The organism is Allosalinactinospora lopnorensis (genome assembly GCF_000981225.1).
In the GTDB taxonomy this organism is placed as follows: domain Bacteria; phylum Actinomycetota; class Actinomycetes; order Streptosporangiales; family Streptosporangiaceae; genus Allosalinactinospora; species Allosalinactinospora lopnorensis.
The window spans coordinates 1-17757 of the sequence record NZ_LAJC01000052.1 but is presented as its reverse complement, the minus strand read 5'-3'; the positions used below and the strand labels follow the sequence as shown (position 1 = coordinate 17757).

Here is a 17757-nt window from a genome sequence, read left to right as displayed (position 1 = left end):
CCGGCTCAGTGTTCAGTGTCCCGTGCGGCATCGATGAGCCCCCGATCGCGCGGCCGGCGTCCCCTCCACGCGCCCTCGAGCAGTCCGGTGATTCCCGCGAGGGTCAGCTCCCGGGGGTTCGGGTAGGGCTTCGCCACCGCCAGTTCGGCCGCTCTGCCCAGCTCGGACTCGGGCAGGCCCACCTCGTCCAGCGAGGTCGGACCGCCCAACGAGGCGACCAGGTCGTGGACCGCGGCCGGGGCGTCGCACGTGCCCAGCGCCTCGGCCACGCGGCACATGGTTTCCGGCGCCGCGGGCGCGTTGTAGGCCATGGCGTGCGGGAGGACGACGGTGTGGGTCTCAGCATGCGGCAGGCCGAACATTCCGCCCAGCGTGTGGCAGAGCTTGTGGTGCAGCCCCATGCCCACCGAGGCCAGGCACGTGCCCGCCAGCCACGCCGCGTGCAGCGCGTCCGCCCGGCCGTCCACGTCGGAGGGGTCCGCGGCGATCGCGGGCAGCGCGCGGGCCATCCGGGTGATCGCGTCGAGCGCGAACCCGTCGATCACCGGGTTCGCCTGCTCGGAGTAGAGCGCCTCCACCGCGTGGGCCATCGCGTTGACACCGCTGGTGACCGACAGCCCGACCGGCAGGCCGAGCGTCAGTTCGACGTCGTAGACCACGGTCTCGGGAAGCACCTCGACCGCGGACCGGGTCGTCTTCTCCCCCTGCGACGTCTCTCCGAGCACGGGTGTGACCTCGGATCCGGAGTAGGTCGTCGGCAGGACGACCTGGGGAATCCCCGTGCGCAGCGCGATCGCCTTGGCCAGCCCGGTCGTCGATCCACCGCCCACGGCCACCACGCAGTCCACCGCGTGCTCGCGCGCGACCTCCAGGGCCTCCTCGGTGACCTCGACCGGCGTGTGCATCGCCGCCCCGGTGAACCGCGCCGCGGCGAGCGGCCCCAGAGTGTCGCCCAGCCGCGTGGCGGTATCGGCCAACGACGGGCCGGCCGCGACGAGCGCGCGCGAGCAGCCGAGCCGCTCCACCTCGTCGCCGACCCGCGCGAGGGTGCCCGCGCCGAACACCACCCGCGCCGGGTAGGCGGTGTGCACGAAAGACCTCATCGGGCTCGATCCCCCCGTCGCGTTGCGCGGACCGTTCCGCACGGGAGTGGCCGCGCTCCGACCGAGGAGGCGTCGGTCCCGCGCGATCCCGGCCCGGTCACAGCCCGAGAATAGGGAGCGAACATCTTCCGCGCAAGAGAACTTCCGGGGCCGGCTCACGCCCGAACCCGCGGAGGACGCGCCTGACGGCGCAATCGTGCGCGCCCCGCAGCAGTCCTCGCGCCGGTGCGGCGGCCCGGCGCGGCGACCGCGGGCCGACCCGTCTGTGACCGCGGGGCTCGGGCAATTCGTGCGCGCACTCGACATTCCTCTGCGCTCGCGACCGATGGATTCCTCCACGGCGCTTCCTAGCATGCCACCTGTACGCAGCCGGCGCCGCTCCCGAACCGACTGCGGGGCCAGGCGTGGCACCGGCTTTCAACGAGGAGGAACGCAATGGCTTACGTCGAGGGTTCGCACCATGTGACCCTTTCGGTGGCGGGCGCGCAGGAGGACGTGGACTTCCACGTCAGGATCCTCGGTATGCGCCTGATCAAACGCACGGTGCTGTTCGACGGCTCACTCCCGATCTACCACCTGTACTACTCGAACGCCACCGGTGATCCGTCCAGCGTGGTCACCACGTTTCCGTGGGCGCAGGCGGGGTTCTACGGCAAGCGCGGCACCAACCAGGCCCGCGAGGTACTGCTGTCGGTCCCCCACGAGTCGATGGACTACTGGCACGAACGGTTGACCGGGCACGGCGTCGCGGTCGGGAACATCGAGGTGCTCGGGCAGCGCCGGCTGGCGTTCCGCCACCCGTCGGGGATCGAGTACGTGCTCGTCGGCAACACCGGCGACGAGCGCGTCGGCCACACCGGCCACGGCGTTCCGCAGGAGCACGCCATCCACGGGATCCACGGCGTCGGCCTGCACGTCTCCACCCCTGAGCGCATGGTGGAGTTCGCCAACGAATCCTTCCACTCCCGGGACCGGCTCCTGGAGGAGGGCGACCGGGCCTTCCTGCAGATCGGCGACCGGAAGCACGGAAACCACCTGGAACTCACCGTCAACCGCAAGGACGACCAGGGCACCTGGGGTTTCGGGGCCGGCACCTGCCACCATTTCGCCTGGAACGTCGGAACGCTGAGCAACCAGAACGACGTCAAGTTCGAGATCGAAGGGCGCGGCTACACCGACATCTCCGAACTGAAGGACCGCAAGTACTTCAAGAGCGTCTACGTCCGCACGCCGGGCGGGGCCCTCTTCGAGCTCGCTGTCACCCACGAGGAGGGCGGCTGGCACTGCGACGAGTCGCCGAAGGAGCTGGGAACCAGGTTCCAGCTACCCGAGCAGTTCGAACACCGCCGCGAGGAGATCTTCAGCCGACTGGAACCGATCGATATCTAGTCGGCTCGACACCGGTCAGCAGATCCGGGCGAGCTCGGAGGTTGTGCGATGGCACCCCAGCCGGCACCGCATGTGGCAGTCGACCATGAGATCACCGTAAGGCGCGGGCATTTCTGGATTCCCGGAGAGCGGGTCGAGACCGCGCACGGCACCGTCCAGCGGGCCCCGATGTTCGTGCATTGGGAGGCCCCGCCGAAGACCGCACACCCCTACCCGCTCGTGCTGGTGCACGGAGGCGGCGGGCAGGGTACCGACTGGACCGGCACCCCTGACGGACGTCCCGGATGGGCGACCCGCTTCGTGGAGGCGGGCTTCGCCGTGTACGTGGTCGACCGCTGCGGCCACGGCCGGTCGCCCTTCCATCCGGACGTCGTCGGCGCCATGGGCGGCCAGTTCCCGTACGAGGCGGCGAAAGCGCTCTTCCTGCCCGATGAGGTCCGACCGGAGCAGACCCAGTGGGTCTACGAGCGGGAGATCGGGTCCCCCCATATCGATCAGTTGCTCTGCCCAATGGGGCCGCTGCCCGCGGACCTGGCCGAGTCCCAGCGGATGGACGCCGACCGGCTCGGCCGCCTCCTGGACATCACCGGCCCGGCGGTCCTGGTCACCCATTCCGCCGGTGGACCGGTCGGGTGGCTGGTCGCCGATGCCCGGCCGGGCAGGGTGGCGGCGATCGCGGCGATCGAGCCGATGGGTCCGGCCTTCGCGGAGTTCCCGGGCTTCGGCAAACTCGCTTGGGGGCTGACCGCTCACCGGATCACCTACGACCCGGAGCTGCACCGCCCCGAGGAGGCGGAGAACGCCGACCCGGCGACGCTGCGCATCCCGGCTCTCGCCGGCACGGCGGTCGCCGTGGTGACGGGAGGCTCCTCGGCCTTCGCCGGGTTCGCGCCGCACGTCGTCGACTTCCTGAACACGGCGGGCGCCCGCGCCCAGCACGTGCACCTTCCCGAGTACGGCATCACCGGAAACGGGCACGGCCTGACATTCGAGTCGAATTCTGATCATACGATCAAACCGGTCATTACCTGGATCCTCGACCACGCTAGGCGTTCACCAAGGAATGGACGACATGGCCACTGAGCTCGCAGCCACGACCGGAATCAACGTAAGCGAGGAGTTCCAGCCGCTCATGGAGCGGCTGGACGGCATCAGCCACATAGTGAGCGACCGTGCCGAGGAGTGCGAGGAACTGGGCCGCCTCACGGACGAGGTGGTCCAGGCCCTGTACGGAACGGGTGCCTTCAAGATCGGCATCCCCCGCGTCCTGGGCGGCTACGAGTTCTCGCCCCGCCAGGTGATCGAGACCATCGCCAAGATCTCCTACGCGGACGCCTCCGCGGGCTGGGCGTTCATGGCCGTGCAGATGGTCACCGGCACCACGGCGGCCTACCTCGGGGAGGAGGCGTCCCGCGACCTGTACCCCGATGTCGAGAACGGCCGCTACGCGCTGATCGCCGGACAGGGGACCAAGCTCGGCAAAGCGGTCAGGGCCGACGGGGGCTACCGCATCAGCGGCCACTGGCACTTCGCCTCCGGCATCCCCATGGCCAGCCACATCCACACGGCGGCGCTGTGCGAGGAAACCGGCCGGCCCCTGGTGTTCACGTTCCCCAAGGAGCAGGCGACACTGATCGACAACTGGGACGTGATGGGGCTGCGCGCCACCCACAGCATCGACTACACCTGCGAGGACGTGTTCGTTCCCGACAGCCACGTCTACGAGGTGGCGACGATGGACGCCCGCATCGGCGGCGCGATCTACCGCATGGGCTTGGCGAACATGGCCGGGATCTGCCACACCGGGTGGGCCCTCGGTGTGGGTCGCCGGATGCTGGACGAGCTGAAGGCCCTGGCCGCGAGGAAGACCGGAACACCGAACGCCTCGGTGGACACCCAGCAGTTCTACGCCGAGTACGCGGAGGCGGAGAGCAAGCTGCGGGCGGCGCGCGCATGGGCCATGGACGTCTGGGCGGACAACGAAGCGATGCTGGATCGGGGGAAGCTCCTCGACACGGAGCAGGAGACCCTGACCCGGTTGGCGCTGAACCACACGACCTGGTCCGTGCAGGCCGCGGGTCAGGTGGTGTACAAGTGGGCGGCCACGGCGGCCCTGCGGCGGGGGGACCTGCAGCGGTTCTTCCGCGATCTCAACGCGGGGACGCAGCACATCACCTCCGGGCCGGTGGTGCTGCAGAACTGCGGCAAGTGGCTGGCCGGGCTGGCGCCGGGTTCCCGATGGGTCTTCCTGGACCTGCAGGAGCAGGGACGGTAGCACTCGGACCACCCGCTGACAGCGCCTAAGGTGATTGATCCGCATGACTTTCCGCAACGCGAGTGCGCCCGCCGGCCCGACCAGAGACGTCCACCGTTCCGTACCGGACGCGTCCTCGCCTGACACGGTCGCCGCGGAGGATTTCAAGGCCGTTTTCCGGGACCACCCGGCGGGCGTCTCCATCGTCACCGCCGACGACGGCACGGGGCCGGCCGGCCTGACCGCGACATCGGTCACCTCGGTCTCCGCGGAACCGGCCCTGCTGCTGTTCTCCCTGGCCGCGGACTCCTCGGCCACACCGGGGATCACCGGCTCCGAGACGGTGCTGGTCCACCTGCTCGGAGCCGAGCACCTGGACCTGGCGAAGAGGTTCGCGACCGGCGGGATCGACCGGTTCGCCGACACGGACAGCTGGACCCGGCTGGCGAGCGGCGAGCCGGTGCTGCTGGGAGTGGACAGCTGGCTGCGCGGCCGGGTAGTGGACCGAATGGCGGCCGGGAGCTCCATCGTGGTCCTCGTCCGCGTCGTCCAGGTCCAGGCGGGCAGGCGCCCCCGTTCACCACTCGTCTACCAGGACAGAACCTGGTACTCGCTCGGTGAGGCCGCGACGCTGACGTGACCGTCCCGCGGCCGTGAGAGAACCGGTCCCCCGGCGCCCGCCGGGGGACCGGTTTCGTCGTGCTCACCGCGACACCGGCCAGGAGCCCCGGCGGTGGAGCGATATGTGTCCTTAGAGTAAGAATCGGGCTACCGTTTTGTGACCTTAGGTGCAACAATGACGGCCGTGCCCGAGAGAGCGCCGCTACGCTCACCACGCGCCGCCGTGTTCGCGTCGGTGTGTGTCGGCGTGTCGGCGAGCGGGCACGCCCTGGCCTCCGGCCACGGGGTGCCGTTCGCAGGCCTGGCCGCGGGCTTCCTGCTGGTCTTCCTGACCGCATACGCGGTCGCCTCGCAGGAGAGAAGCTTCGGCCTCATCTGCGGCTGGATGGCGTGGGGCCAGATGGCGCTGCACATCCTCTTCTCCGTCTTCCACCCGACGGAGAGACTGCCCGTATCAGGGCTCGCCCGCATCCACAGCTCCGGGCATCTGGTGCTGCCGGACAGCACCGCCGACAGCAGTGCCGGTGCCGGAATGCTGCTCGCCCACGTCCTGGCCCTGCTGGTCAGCGCCTGGTGGCTGCGCCAGGGCGAGTCCTCGCTCTTCACTCTTCTCCGGCTTCTGCGCAGACTTCTCTGGGACGCGCTGTTCGTCCTGGTCATCCCGCCCCTGCGGGCATGGGGCCGCTCCGTCCCGGTGTGGCACCACCGCGTCGCGGCCGGGTCCGCGTCCCTGGGCTTCCTGCGGCACATCCTGGTGCGCCGCGGCCCGCCGCTGCTCTTCCCGACCTGACGTTCACCGCCGCCCGCGCGCCCATGCCCGGCGGTTCCGTCCGCGCGCCCAGGTGCGCCCGGACGCATCGATCACGTCCGTCTCGACGCGTGCGCATGCCACTGCGTCGAGCTGTCACGGAAGACGCATCATGACCTCTCATCACCATGTCTCTGTCAGTCCCACCCCACCCGACCCTCCTCCCGGTGAGGACGCCCAGCGCGCCGGGCCGCCTCCCTCCGGGCGGCGCTCCACATGGTCGCTGCTGCGCCCGGCGCTGCTGCGGCTGCATTTCTACGCGGGCATCCTGGTGGCGCCGTTCATCCTCATAGCCGCCATAACCGGCCTGCTCTACACCTTCACCCCTCAGATCGAGGAGGTCCTCTACGCCGACGAACTGCACGTTCCGGTGGGCGAGGAACGGCTGCCGCTGAGCGAGCAGGTGGCCGCGGCCACCTCCGCCCATCCCGAGGGAACGCTGAGCGGGGTGCGCCCCGCTGAAGCGGCCGACGAGAGCACCCGCGTGCTTCTCGACGTGCCCGGCATGGAGGAGTCGCACCGCCTCGGGGCCTTCGTGAACCCCTACACCGGCGAGGTGCGCGGGGCGCTGGAGAGCTACGGCAGCAGCGGCTCACTCCCGGTGCGCGCCTGGCTCGCGCAGTTCCACCGCAATCTACACCTCGGCGACGCCGGGCATCTCTACAGCGAGCTCGCGGCGAGCTGGGTCTGGGTGGTCGCCGCCGGCGGGGTGGCCCTGTGGGTGTCGAAGCGGCGCGGCAAGCGGCGCCTGCGCGCCATCCTGGCCCCTGATTCCCAGGCGCGCGGCCGGAGCAGGACGATGTCGTGGCACGGCTCCGTAGGGGTCTGGGCCGCGGCCGGTCTCCTCGTCCTCTCCGCCACCGGCCTCAGCTGGTCGACATATGCCGGCGACAACATCTCGAAGATCCGCGAGGCGATGCAGTGGCAGACGCCCGCGCTGTCCGCCGCGGCCCCCGACTCCGGGCACAGCGGGCACGGCGCGCACGGCGCCGGCGTCGAGGTGGACCGGGTGCTGGAATCCGCGCGTGAGGCGGGGCTGGACGGCCCCGTGGAGGTCAGCTACCCCGAAGCCGAGGGCGCGGCCTACGCGGTCACTCAAACGCGGAGCCAGTGGCCGACGCAGAAGGACTCGGTCGCCGTCGACCCGCACAGCGGCCAGGTGGTCGAGGAGCTGCGGTTCGCCGACTACCCCCTGATGGCCAAGCTCACCACCTGGGGCATCGCGGCCCACATGGGCCTGCTCTTCGGTCTGGCCAACCAGCTCCTGCTCGCCACTCTCGCCCTGTCGGTCATCGGCCTGGTGATCTGGGGCTACCGCATGTGGTGGCAACGGCGTCCGACGGCGGGCGGTAGCTTCTCCCTGGGCCGTCCGATCCCGCGCGGAGCATGGCGCAACCTGCCGATCGGCACCCGCGTCCTGATCGTGCTCGCCGCGGCCGGGATCGGTTACCTGATGCCGGTGCTCGGCGTCTCGCTGCTGCTGTTCCTCGCCGTTGACATGGCCGTCGCGGCACGGGAGCGGCGCCGCTCCCGTGCGGCGCCCCCGCGGGCCGGGGCGGAGCGGCCCTCCTGACACACACCGGGGGCGTCCCGCTGCGAGCTGCGGGGCGCCCCCGGTGCCGTCCGGTGCACGCGGTCCCGACCCGTCCGCGGCCCTCGCCTGCCTCGGCGCGGGCATACGCGGAGCCGGGAGCGCCGGCCACCGCCTTCCGCTGCGACAAGTCGCGGGAACTGGTGCGGAAATTCGCACTATTATCGAAGGGAAAAAGCTTTCCAACGAAGGCGGGGGTCACCTTGGGCAGCGAACACGTGACATTGGAAGAGGTCGCTCGCAAGGCCGGAGTCTCACTGGCCACCGCCTCGCGCGTGCTGAACGGCAGCACTCGCCAGGTCGGTGAGAAACTGCGGGAGCGCGTGACCGCCAGCGCCCGCGAGCTCGGCTACCTTCCCAACGCCTCCGCGCAGACCCTGGCCCGCAACTCCAGCTCTCTCGTCGGCTGATCGTCCACGACATCGCCGACCCGTACTTCTCCAGCATCGCCGCGGGGGTGACCCGTCGCGCCGAGGGCGAAGGGCTCGTCGTCATGCTGGGCACCACCGGCCGCGATCCGGAGCGCGAGACGGAACTGGTGTCGACGCTGCGTTCGCACCGCGCCCGCGCGGTCGTGCTGGCCGGGAGCCGCACGACCTCGGAGGAGGACGCGCGCCGACTGGCCGAGGAGATGACCGCGTTCATCGCCCGCGGCGGGCGGGTGACGTGCGTCTCCCAGGAAGGGCTGCCCGCCGACACCGTGGTCCCCGACAACCCGGGCGGGGCCGCCGCGCTGGCCAAGGAACTCACCGCCCAAGGCCACCGCCGTTTCGCGGTCCTGGCCGGCCCCACCGACCTGCGCACCGCGCAGGAACGACTGGACGGCTTCCGCTCCGCCCTGTCGGACGCCGACGCCGAACTCCTGTCGCACAACGTGGTGCACGGCACCTTCACCCGCGACGGCGGCTACGAGGCCGCGCGCCAACTGCTGGCCGCCGGCACCGACGCCACCTGCCTCTTCGCCGTCAACGACGTCATGGCGACCGGCGCCATGGCGGCGCTGCGCGACGCGGGCCTGCGGGTACCGCAGGACCTCTCGGTCGCCGGGTTCGACGACATCCCCACATTGCGCGATCTGACCCCGACGCTGACCACCGTGCGGTTGCCGCTGGAGTGGATGGGGGAAGAGGCCACCCGCTTGGCGCTGGAGGAGGAACCGACCGGGTCCCCCCGCCGCGTGTCCATCGCCGGCGAGGTGGTGATACGGGAGAGCACCACTCCCCCGGGACGGGAGTGAGACGCACCTGGAAGGCCCGCGCCCCGCACTCCCGCCACGGTCACCCGCCCGGGCGCCGCGGCCCCTCCGGGGTCTGGTGCGGCGGCCCGCAAACGGTGCCGAGGTAGCGCTCGACCATCGTGCGCAGGACTTCGCGGGGGTCGCTGGCCCACACCTCCTCGTTGAAGATTTCCACCTCGATGTCGCCGCTGTACCCCGCGGCGTCCACCGCCGCGCGCAGGGACGTGAAATCGATGTGGCCGTCGCCCATCATCCCGCGCCCCAGCAGCACGTCCGCGGGAAGCGGCGTGATCCAGTCGCAGACCTGGAAGCCGGCGATACGGGATCCCGCTCGTTCGATCTGGGGGAAGACCTCCGGGTCCCACCACACGTGGAAGGTGTCGACCAGCACTCCGACCTGCTCGGGCGGGAACGGCTCGGCGATCGCCAGCGCCTGCCCCAGAGTGGACAGCACCCCGCGGTCGGCGCAGTAGACGGGGTGCATCGGCTCCAGGGCCAGCCGTACGCCGCGTTCCCCGGCGTAGGGCGCCAGCTCGACCAGCGCGTCGCTGACACGCAGCCGGGCGGCGGCGAGGTCGCGTGATCCACTCGGAAGCCCGCCGACGACGAGGACGAGGCACGGGGTCCTGAGATCCGCGGCCTCGTCGATGGCTCTGCGGTTGTCGTCGATCGCCGCGCGCCGCTGCGGGCCCTCCTCGACGGTGAAGAAGCCGCCGCGGCACAACGACGACACGCGCAGCCCGGCGTCGCGCACCAGTCCCGCCGCCTTGCGCACGCCGATGTCGTGCACGGGTTCGCGCCACAACCCGATGGCCGGGATCCCGAACTCCGCGCAGCCGTCGACCGCTTCGGCGACCGTGCACCGGTTGACGGTCTTCTGATTGAGCGAAAGGCGCGCTATCCGCGGATCGGTCATCGGGCCACTCCTGCGACGTCGAGCAACGAGTTCATCCGGGCCGCGGCCAGCTCGGGGTCGGGCAGCAGCCCGGCTTCGTCGGCGAGCCGGAAGGCCCGGGACAGGTGCACGATGCCGCGGCCGCCGTGCAGCCCGCCGACCATCGTGAAACCGGGCTGGTGCCCCGACAGCCAGGCCAGGAAGGCGATCCCGGTCTTGTAGTAGTAGGTGGGGGCGGTGAACAGGTGCCGGGCCAGCGGTACGGTCGGGTCGAACGCCGCGTCGTAGCCGGCCTCGTCCCCGTTGTCCAGGGCGTGCAGGGCGGCCGACGCCGCGGGGGCGATGGCGGCGAAGATCCCGAGCAGCGCATCGCTGTGCGAACCGCCGCCGCCCTTGATCAGCTCGGGGTAGTGGAAGTCGTCGCCGGTGTAGAGGCGGACGCCTTCGGGCAGCTCGGCGCGGAGCCGGACCTCGTGGTCGGCGTCGAGCAGGGAGACCTTGACACCGTCGACCTTGGCCGCGTGCTCGCGCATCAGCGCGAGGAGCGACTCGGAGGCGCGCTCGATGTCCTCCGACCCCCAGTAGCCCGCCAGCGCGGGGTCGAACATGGGGCCGAGCCAGTGCAGGATGACCGGTTCGCGGACCTGGCCGAGGAGTGTGCCGTAGACCTTGTGGTAGTCCTCCGGCCCCCGCCCGAGCGCGGCCATCTGGCGGCTGGCCATCAGGATCACCTGGGCCTCGGCGTCCTCGACGACCCGGATCTGCTCCTCGTACCCGGCCAGCACGGCGTCCAGGTCGGCCACCCGCGCGGGGAGGTGGTCGGTGCCCGCCCCGGCGGCGACACGGCCACCGACGCTCCTGGCCTCGGCGCTGCTGCGGCGGATGAGTTCCCGGGTGGCGGCCCAGTCCAGTCCCATGCCCCGCTGCGCGGTGTCCATCGCCTCGGCCACCCCCAGACCGTGCGACCACAGGTGGCGCCGGAAGGCCAGGGTGCCTTCCCAATCCACAGCGGACGGCGCTCCGAGAGCGTTGTCGCCGAGCGGGTCGGCGGCGACGTGAGCGGCGGCGTAGGCGACCCGGCTGCGCGGGGGATCGGCAGGTCGGGGCCACTGTTTCGGTTCGCGCATACGGTGCTCGGCGATCGAGCCGTCTGCGCCGGGGAGCCTGATAGCGGGAGTCACGGGTGCACCTCGGAAACCATGGGGAAAGCGTTTTCCGTAGCGTAATCCGAACCTCTGACCCGCCGCAAGGAGGAATCAACCGGATGACAGGCCGAAGCGCGGCGGCTCCGGAGCCGAGCGGCCCCCGAAGGCCGCGCTCCCCTCCACCGCCGGACGATCCCGCAGCGGAGACGGCGCCGGGATGCGTCGGCTCAGCCGAGCGGCCGGGCGCCGTCGAGGTCCCAGACCTTCAGCATTCCGCACATGCCGTTGCGCAGCGGACCGGGCGGGGAGTCCGCCGTGTACACGGCGGCCCGGCTCAAGTGCTCCCCGCGCCCCGCTGCGATCTCCCCCAGGTGATGGCCGGTCGCCTCAGCCTGGCCCAGGGGACCGCGTTCCCAGTGGTGGCGCCAGCCGGCGGCCTTGTCCCGCACCAGCCGCACGGCGGCCTCGTGCAGGTCCGCCAGGGCGCCGCCGCCCTCGGCGGCGACGCGGTCGCGCAGCGCGAGGTAGCCCTCGATGGCCAGGTCCCGGCGGCGGCGCGCGGCCCGGGACATCGCGGCGTGCGCCGAAGCGGTGTCGTCGAACTCATCCGGAGCGGGGATGGCCGTCGCCCGCTGGTAGGCGCGCGGATCGGCGAGCACCTCCGGCGGGTGGGTCAGAACGGCGTCCCCCGCCTCGGGCAGCCCGGCGTTCTGCATGACGACGAGCAGTTCGAGGTCCCCGCTGCGGTTCACCAGGCGGTGGACGGTACCCGGCGTGAACCACAGCAGGGTGCCCGGTCCCAAGGGGGTCTCGCGGAACCCCGCGCTGCTCAGCGTCTCCAGCGTTCCCTCGCCGCGCACCACCACGTACCCCTCCGCGGAGGCGGTGTGCAGGTGCGGGGAGCCGCCGGCCAGGGCGTCCGCGGTCGGCCAGTCGTAGACCCGCAGGTGGGAGACCGCGGTACCGCCGGGGAAGCCCGGGGGTGCCGCGGTCGGCCCGGCCTGCGGCCGTCGGTCCTAAGCGGTCACGGGCCGGCCACCTTCCCGCGGGAGTCCGCCTGTTCGAGTTCGGCCAGGCCCATCTCGGCGAGCCGCGCGGAGCCCTGCCGTTCGCGGTCCCTGTCGGCGATGACCACCGCGTAACGGTAGGACAGCGTGGCGCCGGGCTCGGCCGGGACCTCCTCGCCGAAGAACGGCGCCGGGCAGACGCAGCCGAACGTGCCGGTGCGCACGAACCATCGCGTGGGGTGGCCCGGGTTGTCCGGCGCGTCCACGAACACCAGCGTGGAGGAGCGGTCGTGCTCGTCGTGCCGCCCCGCGAACGCCATCCACGGCGCGCGCACGCCCACCAGGTCGTCGCCCCCCTCCGCCTGCGGGGTGTAGACGCGGCCACCGGTGAACGAGCGGGGGCCACGCCAAAAGAGCCCGCCGTATCCGGCGTTCTCCCTGCCTTCGGTGGTGGGGCTGCCGATGGCGATCGTGCGTTCGGTGAGATTGCTGAACGACGTCTCGAACACCAGGGTCCAGACGCCGCGCTCCGGGTCGACGGTGCCCTGGATCCCCCGATGCTCCGCGAACCAGGTCTGGCCCTGCTCGGTGATCCAGTCGAGGCGTTCGCCGACCACCACCGCGTCCGCGAGCGTCTCAAGGCGGTCGAACCCCCGGTGGCACATGCTCCCGTCGTTGCCCAGCTGCCGGTAGCCCTGGTCGCGTACGTAGGTCGGGCCGCCCCAGAAGTTGGCCGACCCGACGTTCGGGAGCGACCAGGCGATGCCCTTGTGCCAGACGTGGTCGTGCGGCCGGTACAGGCTGACCAGGTCGCCGCCGAGGGTGCGGATCGGGTGGAAGTAGGGACGCGGCGACTCCAGCCGGGCGTCCCACGGCCGGTAGACGTAGCGGGCCAGTTCCGCGCCGTCGTGGGTCAGGATCAGTGAGCGGTCGTGCTCGTGCACCAGCCCGATGCCCCGGGCGGGCGGCTCCGTCCCGTCGTTCGCGTGATGAGGCGCGCCGGTGCCGGCGGCGCGCTGATCCGTGGTCATAACCGACTCCTGTCGATCGGGAGGTCGTGTCGCGATGCGTGCGGTCCGGCTATTCGATGAGAGCGGCGATCACCATCGCGGCCCGTCCCCGTTCATGCGGTCGTGAAACGGCGACCCGGGGCCGAGGTCGGCGGGGGTGACCGGCCGCCGCTGGAAGGCCGACGCGTAGACGCCGGCGACGAGCCGCAGTGTCCGCAGTGAATCGGCGGAGGTCACGGGCGGCGCCTGCTTCGCCCGCACGGCCGCGACGACGTGCGTGATCTGGGCGGCGTGACCGCTGTTGACGCCCGATTCACCGGCCCGCCACGCGGCCATGACCGTTTCCTCGAACCCGGGGGCGGGGGTCACCCGCCAGTCGTCGTCGCCGTAGCCGTACAGGTGGGGGAGCTCGATGGTCGCGTGTTCGAAGTCGATCCGGATGTAGCTTTCCTCGCGGGATGAGACAAGGCTGTTGACGACGCTGGCCACCGCCCCGTTGGCGAAGGTCACGTGGGCGAGGGAGATGTCCTCGGTCTCCACATCACGGGCCTGCTGATGGGCGGTGGCCGACACCTCGACCCAATCACCGAGGAGGGCGGTAAGCAGATCCATCTGATGGATGCCATGCCCCATGGTCGGACCGCCGCCCTCGGTCTCCCACCGGCCGCGCCACGGGACGTCGAAGTAGGACTGCTCGCGGTACCAGGTCGTGTGGCATACCGCCACCAGCGCCCGTACGCGCCGCGCTCCGGAGCCGAACCGATGCTGGAAGAGGGTGGCGACCCATGGTCCCTGGCCGCCCTCGGCGGAGGCCATGTCCTCGAACTCGGCCAGGCTGAGCGCCGGCGGCTTCTCCACCAGGACGGAGACGCCCGCTTTCAGGCACGTCACGACCTGTTCGCGGTGCAGGGCCGGAGGCGTGCAGATGTGCACCAGATCGGGCGCCGCCTCGCACAACATCTCCGGCAGGTCGCTGTAGCGGCCGGGTATCCCGTAGCGGGCACCGAACCTCGCCAGGTTCTCCTCGGCCACGTCCACGGCCGCCACGGTCTCGACCTGGTCCGGCATCGACTGCAGCGCCTCAATGTGGAACCGGGCGATGGTGCCCGTGCCGACGATCGCCGCGCGTACCGGGACCGCCGGTGCGTCTTCTGGTCGACGGGGGATGTCCATCCTTCTCCTCACTCGCTCGGGCCGACCCGCCGCGGTTCGCCGGGTCGGGCCCGCGTGCTGGGCAGCCGCACCGTGACCGCTCGGTAATCGCTTTCCTGAAAAGTATGGGCCTCCCCTCCCCGGATGAGCGGCTCAGGGGTCGAGGGCGGGAATCGGGGACCGCTGGTGTCAGGGCCGCGCGGCGGCCGGCCACGAAGCGCTCAGCCACACCTCACTCGTCAGGTTCCGGGTGTGGTCGACGGTGCGGACCGCTCCCTCAAGGCGGACCCGGGCGGTGTGGCGCACGTCCGCGCTCGACGCCGCCAGAGACAGCTCCAGGTCGCCGGGCTCGACGATGCGGCGGCCGTCCGGCCCGGTGTAGGCGGCGAGGTCGGCGTGCACGGTGAACTCGACCTCCCGGGCGGCGCCCGGTTCCAGGTGGACCCGCGCGTAGCCGACGAGCCGGCGCGCCGGCCGGGTCACCCGGGCGACCGGGTCGCTCAGGTAGAGCTGGACGATGTCCGCACCGGCGACGTCGCCGACGTTGCGGATCGTGCAATCGACCGTCACCGCCGCGTCCGTACCCGCGACCACCGGCTCGGCGCCGTCGAGCGCCCGGCCCGCCACGTGCGGGTCCTCCCAGGAGAACCGGGTGTAGGACAGACCGTGGCCGAACGGGTAGAGCGGTGTGGGATCGACCGAGCTCACCTCGCTGCGGTGGGCCAGCGGCGGGCCGAGGTACGGGGCCGGCTGCGCGCCCGGTGTGCGGGGCACGCTCACGGGCAGCCGGCCGCTCGGGTTCACCCGCCCCGAAAGGACCCCGGCCACGGCCGGACCGCCCTCCTCTCCCGGGAAGTAGGCCTGCACGACCGCCGCGAGCCGGTCCGCGATCCCGCCCAGGGCGTAGGGCCGGCCGGCGAGGAGCACCAGGACGACCGGGGTACCGGAGTCGACCAGGGCTTCGAGCAGCTCGTGCTGGACGCCCGGCAGCCGCAGGTCCTCGGCGTCGCACCCCTCGCCCGAGGTGCCGCGCCCGAACAGGTCGGCGCGGTCGCCCAGGACGGCGACGCAGACCTCGGCCGAGCGCGCGGCGGCGACGGCCTCCTCGATCCCGGACGTGTCGGTCCCGTCGACGTCGCACCCCTCCTGGTACTCGACCCGGGCCCCCGGGATTTCGGCGCGTAGCGCGTCGAGCAGCGTCGGGATCTCCACCCCCAGCGAGAACTCGGGAAAGCGGGAGCCGACATGGCTGGGGAAGGAGTAGCAGCCGAGCATGGCCGTGCTGGTGGCGGCGCTGGGGCCGACCACGGCGAGGCGCGGGTCGCGCGCCAGCGGGAGCGCGCCTCCTCCGTTCGCGAGCAGCACCACCGACTCCTCTGCGAGCCGCCGGGCGAGCTCCCGGTACTCGGGCGGGTCCAGGTCGATTCCCTCGCCCCCGCGGTGGCCGTCCCCTGCGTCCGGCGCGGGCTCCTCCGGGAGCGGCGTCCACCCGGCGTCCAGCATTCCCAGTTCGCACTTCTGGGTCAGCACCCGCCGGGCGGCCCGGTCGACCAGCTCTTCGGGAACGTCTCCGGAACGGACCGCTTCGGTCAGCCGGGCTCCGTAGCAGCGGACCGTGGGCAGCTCGACGTCCACCCCCGCTGCGATGGCCAGGACGCCGGCCCGGCCCGGGGAGTCCGCCACACCGTGCAGTGTCTCCAGGAAGCTGACGCCGTAGTAGTCGGACACCACGGTCCCGCCGAATCCCCACTCGTCCCGGAGCAGCTCGGTGAGCAGGGTGTGGTCCGCGGCCGGGGGGATGCCGTCGTTGTCGTTGTAGGCGTGCATGACCGACCTCGCGCCGCCGGCGCGCACCGCCATCTCGAAGGGGGGCAGCAGCACGTCGGCCATCTCGCGGACGCCGACGGAGGCCGGAGCGAGGTTGCGTCCCGCGCGGGAGGCGGAGTACCCGGCGAGGTGCTTGAGGGTCGCGATGATCCCGGAGGACTGCAGCCCGCGGACGTAGGCCGTGCCGACCGTTCCCACCAGGTAGGGGTCCTCGCCGATGGTCTCCTCGGTGCGCCCCCAGCGCGGGTCGCGGATGACGTCGAGGACGGGCGCCAGCCCCTGGTGGACACCGACCCGGCGCAGGTTCTCACCGATCTGCGCGGCCATGAGCCCCACCAGCTCCGTGTCGAAGGACGCCCCCCATGCCAGCGGGACCGGGTAGATCGTCGCGGTCCAGGCCGCGAATCCGGCCAGACACTCCTCGTGCGCCAGCGCCGGGATGGCGAACCTGTTCGCGGCCGCGATCTCCCGCTGGGAGCGGGCCAGCGCCCGCCGCCCCGCTGCCGGGTCGACGGGCGCGGTTCCGAAGGGGCGGGTGAGCTGCCCCAGGCCGCCGGCGATGATCTCGTCCCAGTCGAGCGGTTCCTCGGACAGGTCGTCCTGGTGCGGCGCGACCTTCTCACCGGCGGCGTCCGCCCCCACCCAGATCCCGTGGAGCTGGGCGATCTTCTCCTCCAGCGTCATGAGCCGGAGCAGGCGCTCGGCCCGCTCGACGGCCGGCAGCGACGGGTCCCGCCACGGTGCGGCGGCCTCCTCCACCGCGCCCGCGGGGGTCGCCCCGGCGCGGCGGCCGTCGTCGGAGTCGGGAAGACGCGTCATGTGGTCGCCCTTCTAAGGTCGGTGCTCGTTTCGCGGAGCGGGAGTCGGCTCCCCGGGCCCGGGAGGGGGCCGGCTATTTGCCGCCGACCCCCATCAGACCGGCGACCAGGGAGCGGCGTGCGATCAGGTAGACGAGCAGGATCGGTATCGCGGAGAGCACCACGGCGGCCAGCAGGCCGGGGATGTCCACGCGGTACTGCCCCTGGAACTCGAACAGCCCCAGGGTGATGAGGCGGTTCTCGTGGGACTGGGTCAGGATGAGCGGGAAGAGGAAGCCGTTCCACGCCTGCAGGGCCGCGTACACGGCCACCGTGCTGATCCCCGGGCGGGACATCGGGACCACCAGCTGGAGGAACGTCCGGACGGACCCGGCGCCGTCCAGTGCCATCGCCTCGTAGAGGTCGTCGGAGATGTCCCGCATCGAACCGGTGAGGATGAGCATGCACACCGGGAGCGCGAACGCCGCGGTGGGCAGCACGATCGCCGTCAGCGAGTCGTAGAGGCCCAGCTCGACGATGATCAGGTAGACGGGGACGATCACCGCCTGCATGGGGATCGCCAGGCCGAGCAGGAAGACGCGGAAGATCCCCGCGCTCCAGCGGGTGCGGGCGCGCACCACGGCGAAGGACGCGGTCGTCGCGAGTACGACAACTAGGAGGACCACCGCGGCCGTCACGATCACCGTGTTCCACATGAAGCCCGGCAGACCGTTGTGCACCGCCGCGACGTAGTTGCGCAGCGTCGGGTCCGTGGGGAGCGCGAGCGGGTTGGACGCCGTGTAGTCCTCACTGCGCTGGAACGTCGCGACCAGCAGCGCGTAGAGCGGGACACCGACGACCAGCAGCCAGGCGAACGCGCCCGCGCCGGCCGCCGGGTTGGGCCTGCGGCTGCGCGGCCTG

14 protein-coding genes and 1 pseudogene are annotated in these 17757 nt (G+C 71.8%); 7 read left to right on the top strand and 8 right to left on the bottom strand.

Features of this window, described 5'->3' with window-relative positions; genetic code table 11:
- Positions 1–5: 5 nt before the first annotated feature.
- Positions 6–1103: a maleylacetate reductase gene (locus VS93_RS18095; protein WP_046471094.1), complete on the bottom strand. Its 1098-nt coding sequence runs from the start codon at positions 1101–1103 to the stop codon at positions 6–8.
- A 435-nt stretch (positions 1104–1538) separates the two neighbouring features.
- Here VS93_RS18095 and VS93_RS18090 point away from each other — a divergent pair, with 435 nt between their 5' ends.
- The 7 genes and pseudogenes from VS93_RS18090 to VS93_RS18060 all read left to right on the top strand — a co-directional run bounded on the left by VS93_RS18090 (position 1539) and on the right by VS93_RS18060 (position 9003).
- Positions 1539–2492 carry a VOC family protein gene (locus VS93_RS18090; RefSeq protein ID WP_046471093.1) on the top strand — a complete coding sequence of 318 codons (954 nt, stop codon included), beginning with the start codon at positions 1539–1541 and terminating at the stop codon, positions 2490–2492.
- 48 nt (positions 2493–2540) lie between these two features.
- Entirely contained in the window at positions 2541–3575 is a 1035-nt protein-coding gene (locus tag VS93_RS18085) for an alpha/beta fold hydrolase (protein ID WP_046471092.1), read from the top strand.
- On the top strand, positions 3565–4767 hold the full coding sequence (locus tag VS93_RS18080) for an acyl-CoA dehydrogenase family protein (RefSeq protein ID WP_046471091.1): 1203 nt from the start codon (positions 3565–3567) through the stop codon (positions 4765–4767). Before VS93_RS18085 ends, VS93_RS18080 begins: the two co-directional genes overlap by 11 nt.
- 43 nt (positions 4768–4810) lie before the next feature.
- The gene (locus tag VS93_RS18075; RefSeq protein ID WP_046471090.1) at positions 4811–5386 is read left to right on the top strand and encodes a flavin reductase family protein; all 576 of its coding nucleotides are present in this window, start codon (positions 4811–4813) and stop codon (positions 5384–5386) included.
- A 156-nt stretch (positions 5387–5542) separates the two neighbouring features.
- Entirely contained in the window at positions 5543–6157 is a 615-nt protein-coding gene (locus tag VS93_RS18070; RefSeq protein WP_046471089.1) for a hypothetical protein, read from the top strand.
- Positions 6158–6287: 130 nt separating this feature from the next.
- Positions 6288–7748 (top strand): PepSY-associated TM helix domain-containing protein, encoded by a 1461-nt coding sequence (locus VS93_RS18065; RefSeq protein WP_046471088.1) that lies wholly within the window; start codon positions 6288–6290, stop codon positions 7746–7748.
- Positions 7749–7969: 221 nt separating this feature from the next.
- Positions 7970–9003, top strand: a pseudogene (locus VS93_RS18060) (LacI family DNA-binding transcriptional regulator).
- A 40-nt stretch (positions 9004–9043) separates the two neighbouring features.
- Here the strand turns inward: VS93_RS18060 and VS93_RS18055 are convergent.
- The 7 genes from VS93_RS18055 to VS93_RS18025 form a co-directional block, all read right to left on the bottom strand.
- Complete coding sequence (locus VS93_RS18055) at positions 9044–9919, bottom strand: sugar phosphate isomerase/epimerase family protein (protein ID WP_046471087.1); 876 nt, start codon at positions 9917–9919, stop codon at positions 9044–9046.
- Entirely contained in the window at positions 9916–11025 is a 1110-nt protein-coding gene (locus VS93_RS18050; protein WP_046471113.1) for a dihydrodipicolinate synthase family protein, read from the bottom strand. The genes VS93_RS18055 and VS93_RS18050 overlap by 4 nt, the downstream gene beginning before the upstream one ends.
- Positions 11026–11270: 245 nt before the next feature.
- A complete protein-coding gene (locus tag VS93_RS18045; protein WP_046471086.1) occupies positions 11271–11990 on the bottom strand; it encodes a cupin domain-containing protein in 720 nt (239 codons plus the stop codon).
- Between the two features lie 77 nt (positions 11991–12067).
- Positions 12068–13081: a DUF6807 domain-containing protein gene (locus tag VS93_RS18040; RefSeq protein WP_046471085.1), complete on the bottom strand. Its 1014-nt coding sequence runs from the start codon at positions 13079–13081 to the stop codon at positions 12068–12070.
- Between the two features lie 69 nt (positions 13082–13150).
- Complete coding sequence (locus tag VS93_RS18035) at positions 13151–14233, bottom strand: Gfo/Idh/MocA family protein (protein ID WP_046471084.1); 1083 nt, start codon at positions 14231–14233, stop codon at positions 13151–13153.
- Positions 14234–14401: 168 nt separating this feature from the next.
- Entirely contained in the window at positions 14402–16858 is a 2457-nt protein-coding gene (locus tag VS93_RS18030; protein ID WP_082126987.1) for a beta-xylosidase/alpha-l-arabinosidase, read from the bottom strand.
- A 73-nt stretch (positions 16859–16931) separates the two neighbouring features.
- A partial coding sequence (locus VS93_RS18025; protein WP_046471083.1) for a carbohydrate ABC transporter permease occupies positions 16932–17757 on the bottom strand: 826 nt, incomplete at its 5' end.

What these genes read in the sequence shown, in the direction of transcription:
- VS93_RS18055 (WP_046471087.1), bottom strand. Translation starts at nt 9,919, where the DNA reads ATGACCGATCCGCGGATAGCGCGCCTTTCGCTCAATCAGAAGACCGTC.
- VS93_RS18065 (WP_046471088.1), top strand. Translation starts at nt 6,288, where the DNA reads ATGACCTCTCATCACCATGTCTCTGTCAGTCCCACCCCACCCGACCCT.
- VS93_RS18075 (WP_046471090.1), top strand. Translation starts at nt 4,811, where the DNA reads ATGACTTTCCGCAACGCGAGTGCGCCCGCCGGCCCGACCAGAGACGTC.
- VS93_RS18035 (WP_046471084.1), bottom strand. Translation starts at nt 14,233, where the DNA reads ATGGACATCCCCCGTCGACCAGAAGACGCACCGGCGGTCCCGGTACGC.
- VS93_RS18030 (WP_082126987.1), bottom strand. Translation starts at nt 16,858, where the DNA reads ATGACGCGTCTTCCCGACTCCGACGACGGCCGCCGCGCCGGGGCGACC.
- VS93_RS18090 (WP_046471093.1), top strand. Translation starts at nt 1,539, where the DNA reads ATGGCTTACGTCGAGGGTTCGCACCATGTGACCCTTTCGGTGGCGGGC.
- VS93_RS18040 (WP_046471085.1), bottom strand. Translation starts at nt 13,081, where the DNA reads ATGACCACGGATCAGCGCGCCGCCGGCACCGGCGCGCCTCATCACGCG.
- VS93_RS18080 (WP_046471091.1), top strand. Translation starts at nt 3,565, where the DNA reads ATGGCCACTGAGCTCGCAGCCACGACCGGAATCAACGTAAGCGAGGAG.
- VS93_RS18070 (WP_046471089.1), top strand. Translation starts at nt 5,543, where the DNA reads ATGACGGCCGTGCCCGAGAGAGCGCCGCTACGCTCACCACGCGCCGCC.
- VS93_RS18095 (WP_046471094.1), bottom strand. Translation starts at nt 1,103, where the DNA reads ATGAGGTCTTTCGTGCACACCGCCTACCCGGCGCGGGTGGTGTTCGGC.
- VS93_RS18050 (WP_046471113.1), bottom strand. Translation starts at nt 11,025, where the DNA reads ATGCGCGAACCGAAACAGTGGCCCCGACCTGCCGATCCCCCGCGCAGC.
- VS93_RS18085 (WP_046471092.1), top strand. Translation starts at nt 2,541, where the DNA reads ATGGCACCCCAGCCGGCACCGCATGTGGCAGTCGACCATGAGATCACC.